The sequence below is a fragment of the Rhodobacter capsulatus genome (genome assembly GCF_052363175.1).
Lineage (GTDB): Bacteria > Pseudomonadota > Alphaproteobacteria > Rhodobacterales > Rhodobacteraceae > Rhodobacter > Rhodobacter capsulatus_D.
Map to the genome: position 1 here is coordinate 627995 of NZ_CP198946.1, position 19266 is coordinate 647260.

Below are 19266 nucleotides of genomic sequence, written 5' to 3' on the forward strand. Positions count from 1 at the left end.
CGGGGGGTCATGGGGGATGCAGCAAGAACCGTGCCAGCCGCGTGGCGGGGCGATTGGCACAAACCCTGCGCTTTTGTCGGGAATGCGACACGGGTCGACAGGGGGGGGGCCAAAACAAAGACCCCGGCCGAGGCCGGGGCCAGTCTCCGCGTCCAACCGCCGTCAGATCTTGCGCACCTCGATCTCGAATTTCTGCAAAGCATAGGCGATCTGGCGCGGCGTCATGCCCAAAAGCCGCGCCGCTTTCGCCTGCACCCAGCCTGCACTTTCCATCACCCGCACCAGTTCCTCGCGGCTCAGCTGCGCGGTCTTGGTGCGCAGCTGCACCTCGTCCTTCGCGAGCGGCTCGGGCTCTGGCATCGGCTCGGGCGCCACCGCCGCGGGCGGCTCGACCGGCGGCGCAGAAACGCGCACGGTGGGGGTGATCATCCGCCCGACGGCCAGGCCACCGATCGGCGACGCCCCGTCCTGCAGCCGGAAAAGTTCGGCCGAAAGGCACGCGCCCTGCCGACAGGCCAGCTCTTCGGCCAGAACCACCACACCATCCGAGAGCGCCGCGGCCCGGTTCACGCAATTCTCCAGCTCGCGGACATTGCCCGGAAACTGGCAGCGGCAGATCTGGTCAAAGGCATCGCTGGCGAATTTGACGTTGGTGCCGTTCTGCTTGTTGAAGCGATCGAGGAAGAGCTGCGCCAGAGGCTTGATGTCGCTTTTGCGGTTGCGAAGCGGCGGCAGGACGATCGGCACGACGCAGATGCGGAAATAAAGATCGGCGCGGAACTGGCCGCGCGCGACGGCATCTTCCAGATCGCGGTTTGTCGCGGCGACGATGCGGGTGTCGACCTTGATCGTCTTCGCGCCGCCGACGCGCTCGAACTCGCCCTCCTGCAGCACGCGCAGCAGTTTCGACTGGAACGCCGGGCTGATCTCGCCGATCTCGTCCAGGAAAAGGGTGCCGCCATCGGCCAGTTCGAACCGGCCCTTCTTCAGCGCATTGGCGCCGGTGAAGGCGCCTTTCTCATGGCCGAAAAGTTCCGATTCCAGAAGGGTTTCCGAGAGCGCCGCGCAGTTGACGCGGATGAACGGGCCCTTGGCGCGGGGCGACTGGGCGTGGACCGCGCGGGCGAAGAGTTCCTTGCCGGTGCCGCTTTCGCCGCGCAGCAAAACCGGCATCCGCGTGCTGGCGACGCGCTTGATCTGGGCGATCACCTCGGCGATGGCGGGGCTGGAGCCGACGATGCCATCCAGGCTGACCGGGATCGCCGGGCCGCGGCTTTCCGCGACGGTTTGCAGCATGCGCCGTGTGTCTTCGAGCGCGCGTTCGCGGTCGCGCGCGATGCGGCGGCGGAAGCGCAGCGCCTGTTCGAGGAGCGAGGCGACCATGGTCAGCACCCGCACATCGGCATCGGAAAAGCCGGAGCGGTTGTGGTCGTGGCTGCGATAGGCGGCCAGAACGCCGAGCACGAAATGGCTGCGCTCGGGGTCGCGCAGCGGCACGGCGATGAGGGTCTGGCCCGCATCGCGCAACCGCTTCGGCACGGCGGTCTCGCCGAATTCGGCGGCAAGATCGAAGCTGACAAAGGGCACACCGGAGCGAAACACGATCCGCGCCACGGCATCGGGGATGACCTCCGACGCGGGCGCCTCGGGCGAGCGCTGAAAGGCGGTGGCGGCGATGACGTAGGGATTGACGCCGACCCCCTCGCCCGGTTCGGCGAGCAGGGCAAGCACGCCATGGCGCAGGTCGAGAAACGACGACAGCACGTTGAAAATCTGCGGAACCTCCGCCACAGGATCCGGCGCCGAGGCAAACGTCTTCGCAATCTCGTAAAGCGCGTCCAAAGCCAGACGGTCGGCCGTGGCCCGCGCCGAACGATGCTTTTCCTGCGGCTTGGGGACGAGACGTTCCCGAATGTCGATCATCACTGTTCTCCCTCGCTGGCCGAGGCACCGGGGCGTCGAAAACGACATTCACCCCCTCCCATGGGGTGCCGCAGTCTTCGCTGCGTGGATCGTCTTGGGCGCAAGTGGGTGCCGTGGCGGACACTTCGAGACTTGGTCAAGCTTGCGCCCGGATGCACGGCGCAAACAGCCACAAGTGCCAATATGTCGCGACTTTGGGGTGATTGAGAAACCGTTAAGCACAACTTCAGGGCGATACCGCCCGGAGTGCCGAAAAAAATGGCGCTTCCGGTGCGGCAAAGGTCGGTTTTGACAGACTCAGCGCGCGGCGGCGGCGCGACGGCGCTCGTAAGACGAGGCGAGGCCGAGCGTCGAGCGATATTTGGCCACCGTCCGGCGAGCGATGCGCAGCCCGGCGCGCTCGGCCAGCGACACGATCGCATCGTCCGAGAGCGGGTTTTGCGGGTCTTCGCCGCCCACCGTGCGCTGCACGAAATCAAGGGCGCTGTCGCGCGAGACCGCCTCGCCGCCGCCCTGGGTCGAGACTGCCCGCGAGAAGAAGGCGCGCAGCGGCAGCGCCCGGGTCTGGGTCTGGATCATCCGCCCCGACACCGCGCGCGAGATCGTCGAGGCATGCAGGCCAAGTTCCGAGGCCACGTCTTCGAGCGTCAGCGGCACAAGGAATGCTGGCCCCTTGTCGAGGAAGGCGGATTGCCGGGCGACAAGCACAGCCGCGGTGCGCAAGAGCGTATCCCCGCGGCGTTCGAGGGCCTGCGCCAGCGCGCGGGCTTCGGCCAGCGCCTTGCGCCGTTCCGCGCGGGCTTTCGCATCGGCGGTGCCATCCGCGAAACGGTCCTCGCGCACGGTGATGGTGGGCGAGGTGGCGCGATTGAGTTCCACCGTCCAGCCCTCGGCGCCGCGCACGGCGATCAGATCGGGCGGGAAGACCGGCGTCGGCTGATGATCGAAGGCAAGACCCGGCTTCGGGTTCAAGTGCCGGATCTGCTTGAGAATATCGGGAATGTCGGTGACGTCGCAATCGCACAGGTCCGCCAGATCCGCGAGCCGGTTTTCGGCGATCAGCGGAATGTTGCGGATCAGTGTTTCGACTTCCCAGGTCAGGATGTCGGCCTCGCGCGCCTGCAGGATCAGACAATCCGACAGATCGCGGGCGAAAAGGCCGGTGGGCTCGAAGCCCTGCAGGACGGCGAGCACCGTTTCGGCGCGGGTCATGTTCACGCCCGCCGCCAGCGCGATGCTCTCGACGGTCTGACCCAGCCAGCCGCTCGGCTCCAGCGCCTCGGCAAAGCGCAGCGCCAGCAGACGGTCGGTGCTTTCGGCGAATGCCATCTCGATCTGATCGACGACATGGGCCATCAGGCTCGGCTTGTGCGCCGCGACCGCGGCCACGGCGTCGAAATCCTCGCCGCCGCGGGCGATGAAGGCGGGTGGGGCGCGATAGGTCAGGAAGGGGTTCGACGTCGCCTGTTCGGTCAGATGCTCGGACAAATCCTGTGACGACATTCCAAGGATGGCGAGGGAATGGAGCATCTGCCCCGCCATCTGCATCGTCTGTCTTTGGGAAAGCGTCTGCGCGAGTTCCATGGGGACAACCTATCTCAAACTCGGGTCATTGCGTGGGGCGGCAGGGCGCCGCAGGGCGAAAAAGGGGTCGGTGCCGAAATCTGCGCCGCGCCACCCTGGGTTGTGCCGTGTTTTTGGGCGGAGCGGCGGGCGTTCATCTCAGTGCCGGATCTCGGGGACCACCCGGACCGGGCGGCCAAGGGTTTCGATGAGCTGGTGCTGCACCGTCGAGAGCGTGCGCGCCGACATCATGCAGCCCGCGCAGCTGCCCGAGAGCCGCACCTGCACGGCATTGCCGGTGATGCCGACCAATTCGATGTCGCCGCCGTCGCGCTGAAACATCGGGCGCATCTCGGCGATCAGATCGGCGACCACCTCGGGTTCTTCCTCGGGCGAAAAGAGCGGTTTGGCCGGAGTTTTCGGCGCGGCGATCTCGCCGATCTTGACGAAGTTGGCCAGAAAGGCCGCGGTGTCGGGGGCCGCGCCGCCCGCGGCCTGGCGCGCGGCAAGGGCGGCGGCAGCCGGGGGGGCGGCGGGGCGTTGCGGCGCCGGGGCGGAGGCGAGCGCGCGGGTTTCGTCGAGCAGATCCTTCATCGCATCCCCCTCAGCAGATTGACTTTTCAAAGACAAAGCGGGCTCCCGCGACCGAGGCGACGAAATCGACTTTCGTGCCCGCGAGATGGGGGCGGGTCTCGGGATCGATCAGCAGGGTCACGTCGCCGAAAGTCAGGGTTTCGTCCGCGGGATCGGCCTTGCGCTCGACCAGCATGCCGTAGGTTGGCCCGGCGCGACCGCCCGTTTCGACCAGCAGCCGCAAACCGGCCACCGGTTGCCCTGCATTGGCGATGGCGGACCGGATCGCATCCTTGGCGGGCTGGGTGATCTCGATCATGACGCTCTCCTGCTTGGTTGAGGCTTCATGAATGTCCCAGCAAGAAGCGTGCCAAGCGTTTCGGCCGCTTCCTGCAAGCTTCGGGCCGACATTGGGGGGATTTGCGACAGACATTGTTGTAAATGACGGATTTGCCCTGTTCCGACAGGTCGAGGCCCGGTTGCGACGCCGGGAATACGAAAAAAGCCGGCAGCCAAAGCTGCCGGCCCAGGTCGAGGGAGTGTCTTTGCCTCAGCGGGTGAGGTCGAAGCTGATGTCGGTCTTGCCCCATTCACCGGCGCGGGTGTCGGCCTTGACGAAGATCGCGTCGAGGATCTTCACCAGAACCGTCAGGCCGCCCTGATAGCCCCAGGTCGGGAAGCGGTGGTGGTGGTGACGGTCGAAGATCGGGAAGGTCAGACGGATCAGCGGGATGCCGGTGTCGCGTTCCAGATATTTGCCGTAGGACGAGCCGATCAGGAAATCGGTCGGTTCGGTCATCAGGAACGAGCGCATGTGCCACAGGTCCTTGCCCGCCCAGACCTGACCTTGCTTGCCGAAGGGCGAAGCGGCCAGAACGGCTTTCATCTGCTCGGCCCATTTCTTCGAGCCGTTGGTGGCGAGGCAGTGCACCGGTTCGCCGCCCATCTCCATGATGAACTTCGCCATGCCCAGAACGAAGTCCGGGTCGCCGAAGATCGAGAAGGTTTTGCCGTGCAGATAGGCCTGGCTGTCGGCGATGGCGTCGACCAGACGGCCGCGTTCCAGCTTGATGCTGTCCGGGATCGCCTTGCCGGTCAGCTCCGAGACTTTCATCAGGAAGCTGTCGGTGGCGCCAACGCCCATCGGGTAGTTGAAGGTGGCGGTTTCCTGCCCGGTGGTCGCGACATATTCCAGCGTCTTCGGCGAGCAGTATTCCTGCATCGAGAGCGTCGCCTTGGCGTTCACCGCGGCTTTCGCGTCTTCGAGTTTGGTGCCGCCCGCATACATGCGGTAGTGGCCGTCCGAGGGGGTGTCATAGACGTCCGACACATCCGACAGGAAGGTGAAGCCGACGCCCATCGTATCAAGCAGGCGCTTGATTTCGCGGTTGTTCGCCACGGCATAGCCGTCGAAACCCGGGATGATGTTCAGGGTCTCGTTGGCAACGCGCTCGGCACCGGCCCAGAACAGCGACAGGATGCCTTTTTGCGTGTTGTCGTAGCCGTCCACATGGCTACCGACAAAGGCCGGGGTGTGGGCGAAGGGCACCGGGAAATCGACCGGCACGCTTTCCGCCTCTTTCGCCTTGATGATGAACGAGCTGAGGTCGTCCCCGATGACTTCGGCCATGCAGGTGGTCGAAACGGCGATCATCTTCGGCTTGTAAAGCGCATAGGCGTTGGCAAGGCCCTCGACCATGTTGGTCAGACCGCCGAACACGGCCGCATCTTCGGTCATCGAGGACGAGACCGCCGCCGAAGGCTCCTTGAAGTGGCGCGACAGGTGCGAGCGGTAGTAAGCGACGCAGCCTTGCGAGCCATGCACGAAGGGCAGGGTGCCTTCATAGCCTTGCGCGGCAAAGACGGCGCCGACGGGCTGGCAGGCTTTCGCCGGGTTCACGGTCAGGGCTTCGCGGGCGAGGTTCTTTTCGCGATAGTCCCACGAGGCCGTCCAGTCACCGATCTGGGCGAGGGTTTCGGCAGAATGGCCGCATTCGAAAGTGGCCTTCTTGTTCGCGAGCATTTCCTTGTATTCGGGCTCGAAGAACAGCTTGGAGTGGTCGAGCACCTTGTCAGCCGACTGGGGCATGGGTCAAATCCTTGTCATAGGCCGTCCGCATTCCGGGACGCACCGACGGGGGGAAGGGGAGGTTGGGGGCGGCAGCGCACCGCCCCCGGAGGACTCACTCGGCGGCGATGGGGGCCTTTTCCCAGGGCGCGTCGAACAGGCCCCAGACGGGGTTGTTGATCGCCATGTCCATGTCGCGCGCGAAGATCGCGAAGCCGTCGTAGCCGTGATAGGGGCCCGAGTAGTCCCACGAGTGCATCTGACGGAACGGAATGCCCATCTTCTGCACCGGATACTTCTCCTTGATGCCCGAGCCGACGAGGTCGGGACGGATCTTCTCGATGAACTTCTCCAGCTCGTAGCCGGTGACGTCGTCGTAGATCAGCGTGCCTTCCTTGACGTAATGGCCGGTGCGTTTGTAGTCGTCGTTATGGGCGAATTCGTAGCCCGTCCCGGCGATTTCCATGCCCAGATCGTCATAGGCGGTGACGACGTGGCGCGGACGCAGGCCGCCGACGTAGAGCATCACGCGCTTGCCTTCGAGCCGCGGCTTGTATTTCGCCAGCACGCCATCGACCAGCGGACGATACTTGGCGATGACTTTTTCGACATTCGCCTGGATCGTTTCGTCGAACTTCGCCCCGATGGCGCGCAAGCTGGCTTCGATCTGCGTCGGCCCGAAGAAGTTGTATTCCATCCAGCCGATCGAATACTTTTCTTCCATGTAACGGCAGATGTAGTTCATCGACCGGTAGCAGTGGATCAGGTTCAGCTTGGCTTTCGGAGCGCGCTCCATCTCGGCCAGCGTCGCATCGCCCGACCAGCAGCCGATCACGTTCAGACCGATTTCTTCCAGCAGGATGCGCGAAGCCCAGGCGTCGCCACCGATGTTGTAGTCGCCGATGATGTTGACATCATAGGGACCCGGCTCGAAAGCCTTGGTGTTTTCGCTTTCCGGCTGTTCGAAGATCCAGTCGCGCACGGCGTCGTTGGCGATGTGGTGGCCGAGCGACTGCGACACGCCGCGGAACCCTTCGCAGCGCACCGGAACGATGGTCTTGTTGATTTCCTTGTTCTTCTTCTTCGAGACGGCTTCGATGTCGTCACCGATCAGACCGATCGGGCATTCCGACTGGATGGTGATGCCGTTCGCCAGCGGGAAGAGCGTGTTGATCTCGTCGATCGTCTTTTCCAGCTTCTTGTCGCCGCCGAAGACGATGTCCTTTTCCTGGAAGTCGGTGGTGAACTGCATCGTCACGAAGCTGTCCACGCCGGTTTTCCCGGTGTAGTAGTTGCGGCGCTGGCTCCACGAATAGTGACCGCAGCCGACCGGACCGTGCGAGATGTGCACCATGTCCTTGATCGGACCCCAGACCACGCCTTTCGAACCGGCATAGGCGCAACCACGGATGGTCATGACGCCCGGGACCGACTTGATGTTCGATTTGACGGTGTCGCATTTCGACGCGATGCCGGTGACCGCATCCGCGTCATCCTCGGTGGCACCGGCCACCGACAGGTGCTTGACGCGCTTCTTCTGAGCTTTCGCCGGATAGGCTTCAAGAACTTCCTTGATGATGTTCTCGAGGTCTTCCGGACCGCCCGCGTGATCTTTGGCCATTCTTTTGGCTCCCTCACTTCAGCGTTTGGATCAAGGTGGGCAAGCTGCCCACCCGCAAGTTCGGAAGGCCTCAGGCCTTCATCGCGGCTTCCATCTCGGCGATCTGCTTTTCGCGATCTTCTTCCGATTGCATGATGCCGAAGTCCATGAGCATCTCTTCGAGCTCTTCCATCGTGATCGGGGTCGGGATCACGCCTTTGCCCGAGTTCTCGTGGATCTTGCGGGCAAGTTCGCGGTATTCCTGCGCTTGGCTGCAGTTCGGATCGTATTGGATCACGGTTTCGCGGCGCAGTTCGGCGTGTTGCACGACGTTGTTGCGCGGCACGAAGTGGATCATCTTGCAGCCGAGCTTGGCGGCCAGCGCTTCGGCGAGTTCGAGTTCGCGGTCGGTTTTGCGCTCGTTGCAGATCAGCCCGCCCAGACGCACGCCGCCCGAGTTCGCATATTTCAGGATGCCCTTGGCGATGTTGTTGGCGGCGTAAAGCGCCATCATCTCGCCCGACATGACGATGTAGATTTCCTGGGCCTTGTTTTCACGGATCGGCATCGCGAAGCCGCCGCAGACCACGTCGCCGAGCACGTCGTAGGACACATAGTCCACGTCGTCATAGGCGCCGTTTTCTTCGAGGAAGTTGATCGCGGTGATAACGCCACGGCCTGCGCAGCCAACCCCCGGCTCCGGACCACCGGCTTCGGTGCATTTGATGCCCTTGTAGCCGATCTTCACAACGTCTTCGACTTCCAGATCTTCGACCGAACCGGCTTCGGCGGCGAGGTGCAGCACGGTGTCCTGCAGCTTGGTGTTCAGGATCAGGCGGGTCGAGTCAGCTTTCGGGTCGCAGCCGACGATGAGGATCTTCTGACCCATCTCGACCAGCGCGGCCAGGGTGTTCTGCGAGGTGGTCGACTTGCCGATACCACCTTTGCCGTAGAAGGCGATCTGACGGAGTTTGCCCATGTGTGGCTCCCTTGGGGGTTGGTGCTTCACGAATATCGAGACGGTTCGTAACCGGGCTCACAGCTTCTACAGCAGCCTTCGTGCCAACTGCTTTTTTCCTGAATATTCATTCAAAAACAGAAACTTGCAGATTTTGTTCGAAATGGAACACTCCCGACAAATTGTAGGGCCTCCGGCGCGGGGCGCGGTTTTGTCGGGGCCGCATTGTCGGGACGGCCTGTCCGACAGACATGAAAAAACCCCGCCGACGCGCGGCGGGGTTTCGGGGTATGGGGCGATCTCAGACCGAGCCGCCGGGGGTGCCGGTGAAATGCACCATCACGTCTTCGTCGCGCGGGATGAACTGGCAGGCGAGACGGAACTTCGGCGGCACGTCGCTGACTTCGGCGGCTTCGATCTCCTCAGGGGTGATCATCTGCAGCTCTTTCAGACGCGCCTTCTCTTTCTCGGTCAGCATCATCGCCATCGCGGGCTTCTTGTCGAGATGGGTGACCTCGATCAGGCAGGACGCACAGTCGCCGTCACCGCATTCGAACGGGATCTGGATCGCGTGTTCCTTGGCCAGCGCGAGGATCGTCGCGGTGTTGCCCGCCACCGCGTAGATCGTCTTGTCTTTCTTCATGATGGGCGAAGTGAAGGTGATGTTCGGCATCGCAGTCCTCTTGGTTGTCGTTGAGGGAAAGGTCCCGCAAGCTGCGCAGCAAGGGCCATGCCAGTGCCGCCGGGCGGGCTTGCCGGGGGGCGGGCAGGGGCCTAGCCTTGCGCTGTTGTCCTTTGCACCAAAGCCCGATGCCCCCGCCTCCGCCCGCCTCATCCGACTGGATTTCCCGCCTCGAAGGCGGTCTGCGCCGCCGTTACGGCGCGGGCGAGATGATTGCCCGGCCCGATGCGCCTTCGGATCGGCTGATCCTGATCGAAAGCGGCACGGTGCGGTTGAGCCTGACCGGGGCCGGGCGCGAGGTGACGCTGGCGCATCTGCGCGCGGGCGGGCTTTTCGTCACCCATACGCGGGTCTGGGTCGAGGCGGTCGAGCCCGCGCAGGTGCTCAGCTGGCCGGTGGCCGAGATGCTCGAACTGGTGACGCGGCACCCGGAACTGGGCGTCGCCGCCTTTCGCGAGGTGGGGCAGATCCTGCGCGGGGCACTGGATCTGATCGAGGATCTGGCCTTCCGCCCGGTTGAGGCGCGGCTCGCCCGCCATCTTCTGACCGAATTACAGGCGCAGGGACGCGACACGATCCGGCTCGTCGGCCCGACCGAAGCGCTGGCAACCGCGCTTGGCACGACGCGGCAGACCCTTTCGACGCTGATCAACCGGCTGATCCGCGAGGGCGTGCTGTCGCGGCCGGGGCGGCAGCTGATCTGTGTGCACGATCCGGGCCATCTGGCGCGGCTGGCCGAAGTGTCGTCCAGCTGACAGAAATTGCGCCGCTCCGCCCCTATGACACGACGGAAGACAGCCGAGGAACCCCGCGATGAACGACCAGACCCCCGACCGTTACGTGACCTTCATGGGCATCGCCTGCGACACCAATGCCGACCGTCTGTGCGAGATGCTGGCGGCGCGGATGGCGGGCAATGACTCGCGCTGGGTCGCCTATTTCGAAAAGAAACTGGCCGAGAATGCGCAGATGGGCCATGACCGGCTGCGCTTCATCGGCGCGCAGGTGAATGCGCTGATGTCCTTCTTCGAGGAAGAAGAGGATGAAGAGGCGCTCGCCCTGCTGTGGCACATCGAGCACCACTGCCTCTGACGCCCCTTCGTTCGCGCCGGATCAGAACAGCAGCTTGTAGGTGTTGCCGTGCGTGTCGGTCACGGTGCCGGTGCCGCTTTGCGTGCCCGAGCCCATGATGAACGTGCCCTGCAGACGGGTGCCGTCCTTGCAGACCGCATAGACCTCGCCGGTGTTCACGCCGCCCACGTCCTTGGTCGAATTCTTGTAACTGCCGCCAAGGTCGCGCAGCTTGAGCGAAAGACCGCGCTCATGCGTTTTCTCGCGCGGCTGCAGGCTCGACCAGGTGCCGCTGCATTTCGTCTTGTTGGGCTTGGGCAGCTTGAACCAGATCTGGCCCGAGGTTTCGCTGTCTTCCGTGATCGAGATCGGAATCGACTGCGCCGGGTTCTGATCCGCGATCGGCCCGCTCAGCGGATAAAGCCGGAACGTGTTGTCTGCACCGCAAGCGGTCAGGGCGGCAGTGGCGAGAAGGGCGAGCACAAGGCGCGAGGTCACGAGGTTCACTCCAGAGGCGAGCGACCGGGCAGGGGCGGCTGCCGCTGCGGATCGGTCATGTCTTCCATCGCAAGGCGGGCAACCGAAACGCCTGACGGAATGCGGCTGCCGACCGCGCGCCTTAGAAAGGATTTGGCCGCAGCCGTCAACCCGGCATCTGCCGGGCAGACGGTCTGGTGCGATCACACGTTGACGAGCGTGCCAAGTTCCACCACGCGCGAGGCCGGGATGCGGAAGTAATCCGACGACCGTGTGGCGTTGCGGGCGAGGTAGAAGAAGAACAGGCTTTGCCAGGCGGGCATCCGGCGTTGCCCCGAGAGTTTCAGCGAGCGTTGCGACAGGATGAACGAGGTTGCCATGATGTCGAACTTCCAGCCCAGCTTGCGGCACTGAAGCAGCGCCTTCGGCACGTCGGGTTCCTCGGCATAGCCGAAGCGCAGCTCGACCCGGCGGAAGCGCTCGTTCAGCTCTTCCATCATCACCCGGTTTTCGTTCGGCACCCGCGGCACGTCCTCGGTGACGATGGTCAGGATCACGATATGCTCGTGCAGCGCCTTGAAGTGCTTGAGGCTGTGCAGCATCGCCGCCGGAACCATGTCGGGCGTGCCGGTCAGATAGATCGCCGTGCCGGGCACGGTCGAGATCGATTTCGAATCCATCTGCCGGAAGATCATGTCGAGCGGCACGTCGTTTTCGCGTTCGAGCTTGAGGATGATCGCCGCCCCGCGCCGCCAGGTCCACATCAGGAGGATCATGCCCGCGGCAATTGCCAGCGAGACATAACCGCCCGAGAAGATCTTCATCGAGTTCGCCCCGAAGAACACCAGATCGAGGGCCAGGAAGGGCAGCATCATCGCCACGGCAAGCAGCAGCGGCATCTTCCAAAGCTTGTGCGCCACCACCATGACCAGGATCGAGGTGATGCACATCTCGCCGGTGACCGAGATCCCGTAGGCTGCGGCCAGTGCCGAGGACGAGCCGAAGATCACGATCAGCATCAGCACGCCGAGCATAAGCCAGAAGTTCACCTCGGGCATGTAGATCTGCCCCTGCTGGGTTTCAGAGGTCTGGCGGATCCGCAGCCGCGGGATCAGACGCAGCTGCACGCCCTGTTGCGTCAGCGAATAGGCGCCCGAAATCACCGCCTGCGACGCGATCACGGTCGCTGCGGCGGCCAGAACGATCATCGGCAGAAGTGCCCATTCCGGGTAAAGCCGGAAGAACGGGTTTTCGATCGAGGCGGGGTTGCTCATCACCAGCGCCCCCTGCCCGTAGTAGTTCAACAGCAGCGAGGGCATCACGACAAAGAGCCACGAGACGCGGATCGGCGTGCGTCCGAAATGACCAAGGTCGGCATAAAGCGCCTCGGCCCCGGTCACGGCAAGAAAGGCGGCGCCAAGGATCGCGAGGCCGAGCGGCCCGTTCGAGACCACCAGTTCCGCCGCGCGGATCGGGTTCAGCGCTTCAAGCACCACTGGCGCCTGAATGAGATTCATCACCCCGCCCACAGCCAGACAGGTGAACCAGACCATCATCACCGGGCCGAAGAACTTCGCCACCGCCGAGGTGCCCTTGCTCTGAAAGATGAACAAGACCACGATGATCACGACCGCAAGCGGCACGATGAAGGGCTCGAAGGCGGGGGTCACCAGCTTCAGACCCTCGATCGCGCCCAAAACCGACACGGCGGGTGTCACCGCGGCGTCGCCGTAAAACAGCCCCGCCCCCAGCATGCCGAGCGCCAGGATGATCGGCGTCGGCCGTCCCATGGCGCGCTGCACCAGCGCCAGAAGCGAAAACGTCCCGCCCTCGCCGTCATTGTCGGCCAGCATCAGGATGATGACGTATTTGATCGTGACGACGATGATCAGCGCCCAGGTGATCACGGAGAGAACGCCCAGAACATGCTCTGGGTCGACTCCACCGCCATGCGCACCCGACGCCACCATCGCTTCGCGATAGGCGTAAAGCGGAGAGGTGCCGATATCGCCATAGACGACACCGATCGCGGCAAGGGAGGTCATCACGAGGCCACTCTTGCCGTGGCCCTGATTGTGATCTCCCTGGTCGGGGATCTCGGATTCGTTTTTGGTCATGCAGTTGTGACTCGGGTCACCGGAACGTGATCTCCGGCCTAGGCTTATTAACGCTGCGCGGCGGCATGCGCCACCGGATTCGTATCTGCCCCCACGTCGCCCGAAAACCGGTGCGCGAAAAAATGGAAAAAATGTCGCACCTGGGGGGTTGAAGTCTCTCTGGACGGTTCCAAGATATGGGGAGCGGGCCGGGCCCCTCTGGCGTCGGAAGTTCCTCCAAGCTTCCACGTGATGTCGGACCGCATCGACACCCGCTCGATGGTCATGCCCGGCAGACGGTCTGTAGTCAGCCGGGCGACCAGACGGCGGCAAACCGCAAGAGGTCGCCCGTGGAACTGCTTCTCCTCTCCTTTCTTGGCCAGCCGCTGTGGATGTGGCTTGTCTTCGTCGGTCTTGTCCTGACCCTCCTCGCGCTCGATCTGGGCGTGCTCAACAAGGACGATCATGAGATCGGCATCGCCGAGAGCCTGAAGCTCTCGGCGATGTATATTGCGCTTGGCCTTGGCTTCGCCGGCTTCGTCTTCTGGCAGATGGGGGCGACGGCGACCGCGCAATATCTGACCGCCTTCGTGGTCGAGAAATCGCTCTCGATCGACAACATCTTCGTCATCGCGCTGATCTTCGGCTTCTTCGCGGTGCCGCGGCAATATCAGCGCCGGGTGCTGTTCTGGGGCATTCTGGGCGTGATCGTGCTGCGCGGGCTTATGATCGGCCTTGGCGCGACGCTCGTTGCCGAATACCACTGGCTGCTTTACGTTTTCGCCGCCTTCCTGATCGTGACCGGCATCAAGATGCTGTTTTCGGCCGACAAGGACCACGAAATCACCGAAAACGGCCTGATCCGGTTCCTGCGCCGCGCCCTGCGCGTGACCGACGGCCCGCGCGGCCATGCCTTCTTCGTGACCGAACCCGACACCAAATCCGGTCGTCTGGTCCGTCATGCGACGCCACTTTTCCTTGCGCTGGTGATGATCGAACTGGCCGACCTCGTGTTCGCGGTCGACTCGGTTCCCGCGGTCTTCACCATCACCACCGATCCCTACATCGTCTACACCTCGAACATCTTCGCGATCCTCGGCCTGCGGGCGCTCTACTTCGCGCTTTCGGCAATCCTCGCCCGCTTCGCCTATCTGAAATACGCGCTTTCGGTGCTTCTGGTGTTCATCGGCTCCAAGGTCTTCGTGGCCGAGGCGATGGATTGGGACAAGTTTCCTCCGGCCTGGTCGCTTGGCATCACCTTTGCCATCCTTGCCGCAGGTATCCTTTTCTCGCTGTGGAAGACGGGCACAGCGGGGGGGCCGGCTCATCCGGCTGAATGAAGACGTCCCCGTCAATCCTCCAAAACTGAGAACGCGGTGCCCCGATCCTCCGGTCGGGGCATCGCACTTTCGGGGCCATCCGTCGCCTTGATCCGGCCGGGTCTTGCCGCACATTAAGGGGCATCAGGTTTTCCCGAGGTTCCCGTTGCGCCATCCCCGCCGCCATCTTGCCACCTTCGCCCTTGCCCTGTTGCTGATCCTGACCTCGGTCTTCATGCTGGAGCGCGACCGGGCGGGGCTCGTCATCCGCGATTTCAGCGTCGGCGTGACCCCGGTGACGCTCTATGAACAGCCCGGCGCCACCGGCCCGGCCGTCGTCATCGCGCATGGCTTTGCCGGGTCACGGCAGATCATGCAGGCCTATTCCTTGCGTCTGGCACAGGCGGGCTATCGGGTGCTGGCGTTTGATTGCGAGGGCCACGGCCGCAACCCGCAGCCGATGCGGGGGGATGTGACGAAGATCGACGGCACGACGGTGTTTCTGGTGGCCGAGGTGCGCCGGGTGATCGCGGCCGCTCGCGCGCTGCCCGGAGTGACCGGCGTTTCGCTGCTCGGTCATTCGATGGCGACCGACATTCTGGTGCGTGCCGCCAATCAGGAGGCCGCGACCGGGCATCCGGTCGATGCCGTCGTGGCGATCTCGATGTTCTCGCAGGCGGTCACCGCCACCGAGCCGCCGCGGCTGCTGGTGATTTCCGGCGAATGGGAGGGTGGCCTGCGTGGCTTTGCGCTCAACTATGTGCATCAGGTCGATCCGACGAAGGGCGAGGGCGAGCTGGCCACGGCCGGGCCGGTCGAGCGCATGGCCGTCGTCGCCCCGCATGTCGAGCATGTCGGCGTGCTCTACAGCCCGACCGCGGTCAAGGCCGCGCGCGACTGGCTCGATGCCATTTATCACCGCGTTTCGGGCGGCGACGTGTCCTCGATGGGCGTCTGGATTCTGGTGCTGCTGATCGGCATCGTGCTGGCGGTGCATCCGCTGGCGGTGCTGCAACCGAAACGCGCCGATCCCGCGTCGGTGCCGGTGGGGCGGTTCCTGCTCGCCTCGATCCTGCCCGCGGTGATCGTGCCGGTCGTGCTGACGCGGTTTCGCATCGACTTTCTGCCGGTGCTGGTCGCCGATTACCTGATGGTGCATCTGGCCTGTTACGGCGTCTTGCAGATCACGCTGTTGCGTGGCTGGCGCAGCCTGCGGGACGGGCTCTCGATCACGCCGGTGGTGCTGTTCCTGATCTGGGGGCTCGGCGCTTTTGGCATCGCCCTCGACCGTTACGCCGCCAGCTACTGGCCCTCGCCCGAGCGTCTGGTCCTGATCGCCGTTCTGGCCCTTGGCACCGTCCCCGCGCTGATCGCCGATGCGCAGCTGACCGAGGCCGGGCATGCGAAGCTCTGGCGTCGGGTGGTGGGACGGTTCTTCCTGTTCGGGTCGTTCGCTCTGGCCGCGGCGCTCGACTTCGACCGGCTGATGTTCCTTTTGATCGCGCTGCCGCTGTTGCTGCTGTTCTTCTCGGTCCACGGGCTGATGGGCCGCTGGATCGCGCGGCGGTCCGGGGCGACGGTGGCGGGCCTTGGTCTTGGCCTCTGCCTCGCCTGGGTGCTGGGCGTCTGCTTCCCGCTGTTCAGCCCGTAACGCTCAGCCCCGCCGCGCCAGATAGGCTTCGAAGGCCTTCAGCGTCGCCTCGGACACATGATGTTCCAGCCCCTCTGCGTCGATCTCGGCGGTTTCGGGCGGCACGCCCACGGCGATCAGCAGATCGACCACGACGCGGTGGCGCATCCGCACCCGCGCTGCCATCTCGGCGCCAAGCTCGGTCAGGAACACGCCGCGATAGGGGCGCGAGACCGCCAGCCCCTCGCGCTTGAGCCGCGCCACCGCCTTCGTCGCGGTCGGATGCGTCACCCCCATCCGCGCCGCAATGTCGGTGATCCGCGCCTCGCCCATCTGCTTCGCCAGATCGTCGATCATCTCGGCGTAATCTTCGAGCACCGCCATGCTCTGCGCCTCCCTTGCCCGGGAAAAGCGCATCGTCGTCAGATCGGCAGGGGCGGTGTCTTCGGGCATCGAGGGTCCTTTTGCCGCCATTTTAGCGCCTTGGGCCAGATTTGGAAACGCCCCGCAGCGCGCGCAGCCAAGCCTGCTTCACTTTGTCGGCAAGCCGCTTGACAGAAATGTAGCCAGGGCTACACTTTGCAGCAAGAGGTTCCGAGGCCAGAGCATGATCCAGGAAAATTCCATGTCGGGGCGGACGCGCGCGACGATGGCGGCGGTGATCGGCGGCGAGCGGCGCGGCCCGCTGGCGATGCTGGCTTTCGTCGGCCCCGCGGTGATCGCCTCGGTCGCCTACATGGACCCGGGCAATTACGCGACGAACATTCAGGCGGGGGCGGGCTATGGCTATGCGCTGCTGTGGGTCGTGCTCGTCGCGAACCTGATCGCGATGCTGTTTCAGGCGCTCTCGGCGCGGCTTGGTATTGTCACCGGGCGCAATCTGGCGGAGCTGAGCCGCGATCACCTGCCGCGCCCGCTCGTCTTTTGCATGTGGGCGGTCAGCGAGGTGGCCGCGATGGCCACCGATCTCGCCGAATTTCTGGGCGGCGCCATCGGGCTGTCGCTGCTTCTGGGCATTCCGCTGATGTGGGGCATGGCGCTGACCGCGGTGATCACCTATGCGATCCTGCTGTTCGAGGCACAGGGCTTCCGGCCGATGGAGATTGCCATCGGCACGATGGTCGGCATCATCGGCCTGAGCTATCTGGCCGAAGTCCTCATCGCGCCCATTGACTGGGGTCAGGCCATCGGCGGCCTCACCAGCCCGAGCCTGCCCGATCAGGGCGCGCTGACTATCGCCGTCGGCATCATCGGCGCCACCGTGATGCCCCATGCGATCTTCCTGCATTCCGGCCTGACACAGAACCGCGCCATCCTTGGCAATGACGCCGAGCGGCGGCGCATGGTCCGGTTTTCCAACGTCGAGGTGGTGGTCGCGCTGGCGGGGGCGGGGCTGATCAACATGGCGATGGTGATGATGGCGGCCTCGGCCTTCCACAACGGCCATGCCGAGGTGGCGGAAATCGAGACCGCCTATCACACGCTGACGCCGCTTCTGGGCGGCTTCGCGGCGGCGGCCTTCCTGCTGTCGCTGATCGCGTCCGGGATTTCTTCCTCGGTGGTCGGCACGATGGCGGGGCAGATGATCATGCAGGGCTTCCTGCGCGTCGGCCTGCCGCTCTGGCTGCGCCGGGCGGTGACGATGGCGCCCGCCTTCATCGTCGTCGCGATGGGCGCCAATGCCACCGATGCGCTGGTGATGAGCCAGGTCGTGCTGTCGATCGCGCTGCCGGTGCCGATGCTCGCGCTCTTGTGGCTGATCCGCAAACCCGAGGTGATGGGCGATTTCGTTCCCAAACAAACCACACGGGCCGCCGCAGCGATTGGCGCGGGCCTCGTGCTGTCGCTCAACATGGTCCTGCTTCTCGGCGCCTTCGGGGTCGAGATGCCCTTCCTGTCCTAACTGCCCCGTTTCTTGCGTGTCTTCGGGGCGGCCACGGGCACGGGCGGCATCCAGCCCAGCCCGGCTGTCGTCGTCAGCTTCGGCGTATAATCCGCACTCACCCAGCCCGCATAGCCCGCGGCTTCGAGGCGGCTCAGGAACCCGGTGACGTCCCAGCCATCCGATCCCGGCTCCGCCCGATCCGGTACTGAGGCCAGCGAGACATGGCGCAGATCGGCGCCGAACCGTTCCAGCACCGCCTCGGGCGTGCTGCCCAAGGCCGCCGCTGTCGCCGTATCAAGGCATAGGCCCAGATTGTCCGCCCCGACCTCCGCCAGCACCTCGGCCAGCTGATCGTAGCTTTGCAGAAAACTGCCCTCGGGGCGCGGGGCGAGGGTGAAAAGGCGCTTTGGCGCCTCGGCCGTCGCCCACCGCAGGTTGCGCAGCAGAGTTTCGGGATCGCCCTCGGGGCCGGTCAGAATTTCGATCGCCCCGGGCTTGAGCACATCAGCGTAGCGCAACATGCGCTTGAAATCGCGCTGAAACCGATCCTCGCCGCCCGTCGTCGCGGCAAAACCCTGTGGTGCGCCGGTGTAATTCGGTGGCGGCGCCACCATCGCCGCAAAGGAAAGTCCCGACAGCACCAGCCGGTCGCGCAGCTCCTGCACCGGCCCGTCATAGGGCGAGACCAGGCTCACCCCCGCAAAGCCCGCCGCCTGCGCCGCCGAAAACCGTGCCGCAAGAGGCAGTTCCTGAAACAGGGTCGTCAGATCGGCGGCCAGTTTGATCATGAAATCTCCGCCATGCGCTGGATCGGAAAGAACACCCCGCCCGAGCGCAGCCCGAGCCATGCTTCGCCCGCATGCTCCTCGGGTTTGGCCAGATCGACAAGCCGGTAGAAGGTCTTGCGGTCGATCCGCGCCTCAAGGCCGCGGCGCACATGCAGATAGGGGCGCGGCTCGCCATCTTTGGCGATCTGCACCCGGATCGGGTGCTCCGGCCCCGCCACGACCGTATCGCCCACATTGGTCACGAAGCGCAGATCCCCCGCCTCGGCCGTGCAATCGACGGCGATGAAGGGCGCGTCCTGCACGCGGATGCCCACCTTCTCGACCGGGGTGACCAGATAGAACTTGCCGTCTTCGCGCTTCAGCACCGATGCGAAGAGCCGCACCAGCGCCTCGCGTCCGATCGGCGTGCCGAGATAAAACCACGTCCCGTCGCGGCGGATCTCGATGTCCAGATCGCCACAAAACGGCGGATTCCACAGATGCACCGGCGGCGGCCCCTTGGCCCCCGCCTGTCTCACGGCTGCGGCGATCCCCCTCGGCCGTCGTCGGCTTCACGGCGATTTGTGGCGCGGCTTTCTCGGTCATCTTCTCTTTGCGGTTGGGCTGCGGCGGTTTATCTGTTTCTCTACCCGT

18 protein-coding genes are annotated in these 19266 nt (G+C 64.5%); 5 read left to right on the top strand and 13 right to left on the bottom strand.

Annotated features, from left to right (window positions below):
- Positions 1–162: 162 nt before the first annotated feature.
- From nifA to fdxD, 8 genes are all read right to left on the bottom strand, one after another.
- Positions 163–1923, bottom strand: a complete 1761-nt coding sequence (gene nifA, locus ACTTAI_RS03870) for a nif-specific transcriptional activator NifA (protein ID WP_444454469.1) — start codon at positions 1921–1923, stop codon at positions 163–165.
- A gap of 297 nt (positions 1924–2220) precedes the next feature.
- On the bottom strand, positions 2221–3507 hold the full coding sequence (rpoN, locus tag ACTTAI_RS03875; protein WP_444454471.1) for an RNA polymerase factor sigma-54: 1287 nt from the start codon (positions 3505–3507) through the stop codon (positions 2221–2223).
- A gap of 138 nt (positions 3508–3645) precedes the next feature.
- A complete protein-coding gene (locus ACTTAI_RS03880) occupies positions 3646–4080 on the bottom strand; it encodes a NifU family protein (protein WP_444454473.1) in 435 nt (144 codons plus the stop codon).
- Between the two features lie 10 nt (positions 4081–4090).
- A complete protein-coding gene (locus ACTTAI_RS03885) occupies positions 4091–4378 on the bottom strand; it encodes a HesB/IscA family protein (protein ID WP_444454475.1) in 288 nt (95 codons plus the stop codon).
- A gap of 231 nt (positions 4379–4609) precedes the next feature.
- Positions 4610–6148 (bottom strand): nitrogenase molybdenum-iron protein subunit beta, encoded by a 1539-nt coding sequence (nifK, locus tag ACTTAI_RS03890; RefSeq protein WP_444454477.1) that lies wholly within the window; start codon positions 6146–6148, stop codon positions 4610–4612.
- Positions 6149–6242: 94 nt separating this feature from the next.
- Positions 6243–7748, bottom strand: a complete 1506-nt coding sequence (gene nifD, locus ACTTAI_RS03895; protein ID WP_110806936.1) for a nitrogenase molybdenum-iron protein alpha chain — start codon at positions 7746–7748, stop codon at positions 6243–6245.
- A 70-nt stretch (positions 7749–7818) separates the two neighbouring features.
- Positions 7819–8706: a nitrogenase iron protein gene (gene nifH, locus ACTTAI_RS03900; RefSeq protein WP_110806937.1), complete on the bottom strand. Its 888-nt coding sequence runs from the start codon at positions 8704–8706 to the stop codon at positions 7819–7821.
- A 280-nt stretch (positions 8707–8986) separates the two neighbouring features.
- Complete coding sequence (gene fdxD / locus ACTTAI_RS03905) at positions 8987–9358, bottom strand: ferredoxin FdxD (protein ID WP_444454479.1); 372 nt, start codon at positions 9356–9358, stop codon at positions 8987–8989.
- Positions 9359–9495: 137 nt separating this feature from the next.
- Between fdxD and ACTTAI_RS03910 the strand changes: the two genes are divergently transcribed.
- Complete coding sequence (locus ACTTAI_RS03910; protein ID WP_444454481.1) at positions 9496–10122, top strand: Crp/Fnr family transcriptional regulator; 627 nt, start codon at positions 9496–9498, stop codon at positions 10120–10122.
- Between the two features lie 58 nt (positions 10123–10180).
- On the top strand, positions 10181–10459 hold the full coding sequence (cowN, locus tag ACTTAI_RS03915; RefSeq protein ID WP_444454483.1) for a N(2)-fixation sustaining protein CowN: 279 nt from the start codon (positions 10181–10183) through the stop codon (positions 10457–10459).
- 21 nt (positions 10460–10480) lie between these two features.
- Here the strand turns inward: cowN and ACTTAI_RS03920 are convergent, their stop codons facing one another.
- A complete protein-coding gene (locus ACTTAI_RS03920; protein WP_444454485.1) occupies positions 10481–10936 on the bottom strand; it encodes a hypothetical protein in 456 nt (151 codons plus the stop codon).
- 182 nt (positions 10937–11118) lie between these two features.
- A complete protein-coding gene (locus ACTTAI_RS03925) occupies positions 11119–13032 on the bottom strand; it encodes a potassium transporter Kup (RefSeq protein ID WP_444454487.1) in 1914 nt (637 codons plus the stop codon).
- 329 nt (positions 13033–13361) lie between these two features.
- Here ACTTAI_RS03925 and ACTTAI_RS03930 point away from each other — a divergent pair, with 329 nt between their 5' ends.
- A complete protein-coding gene (locus ACTTAI_RS03930) occupies positions 13362–14351 on the top strand; it encodes a TerC family protein (protein WP_444454489.1) in 990 nt (329 codons plus the stop codon).
- A 145-nt stretch (positions 14352–14496) separates the two neighbouring features.
- Positions 14497–15981, top strand: coding sequence for an alpha/beta hydrolase (locus ACTTAI_RS03935; RefSeq protein WP_444454491.1), 1485 nt, complete (start codon positions 14497–14499; stop codon positions 15979–15981).
- A 3-nt stretch (positions 15982–15984) separates the two neighbouring features.
- Here ACTTAI_RS03935 and mntR read toward each other — a convergent pair whose 3' ends face one another.
- Entirely contained in the window at positions 15985–16413 is a 429-nt protein-coding gene (mntR, locus tag ACTTAI_RS03940) for a manganese-binding transcriptional regulator MntR (RefSeq protein ID WP_444454492.1), read from the bottom strand.
- A 172-nt stretch (positions 16414–16585) separates the two neighbouring features.
- Here mntR and ACTTAI_RS03945 point away from each other — a divergent pair, with 172 nt between their 5' ends.
- A complete protein-coding gene (locus tag ACTTAI_RS03945; protein WP_444454494.1) occupies positions 16586–17863 on the top strand; it encodes an Nramp family divalent metal transporter in 1278 nt (425 codons plus the stop codon).
- Here the strand turns inward: ACTTAI_RS03945 and ACTTAI_RS03950 are convergent.
- Positions 17860–18633, bottom strand: a complete 774-nt coding sequence (locus tag ACTTAI_RS03950) for a TIM barrel protein (RefSeq protein ID WP_444454496.1) — start codon at positions 18631–18633, stop codon at positions 17860–17862. The genes ACTTAI_RS03945 and ACTTAI_RS03950 overlap by 4 nt on opposite strands.
- Positions 18630–19151, bottom strand: coding sequence for a DUF1285 domain-containing protein (locus ACTTAI_RS03955; RefSeq protein WP_444454498.1), 522 nt, complete (start codon positions 19149–19151; stop codon positions 18630–18632). Before ACTTAI_RS03955 ends, ACTTAI_RS03950 begins: the two co-directional genes overlap by 4 nt.
- Between the last annotated feature and the right edge of the window lie 115 nt (positions 19152–19266).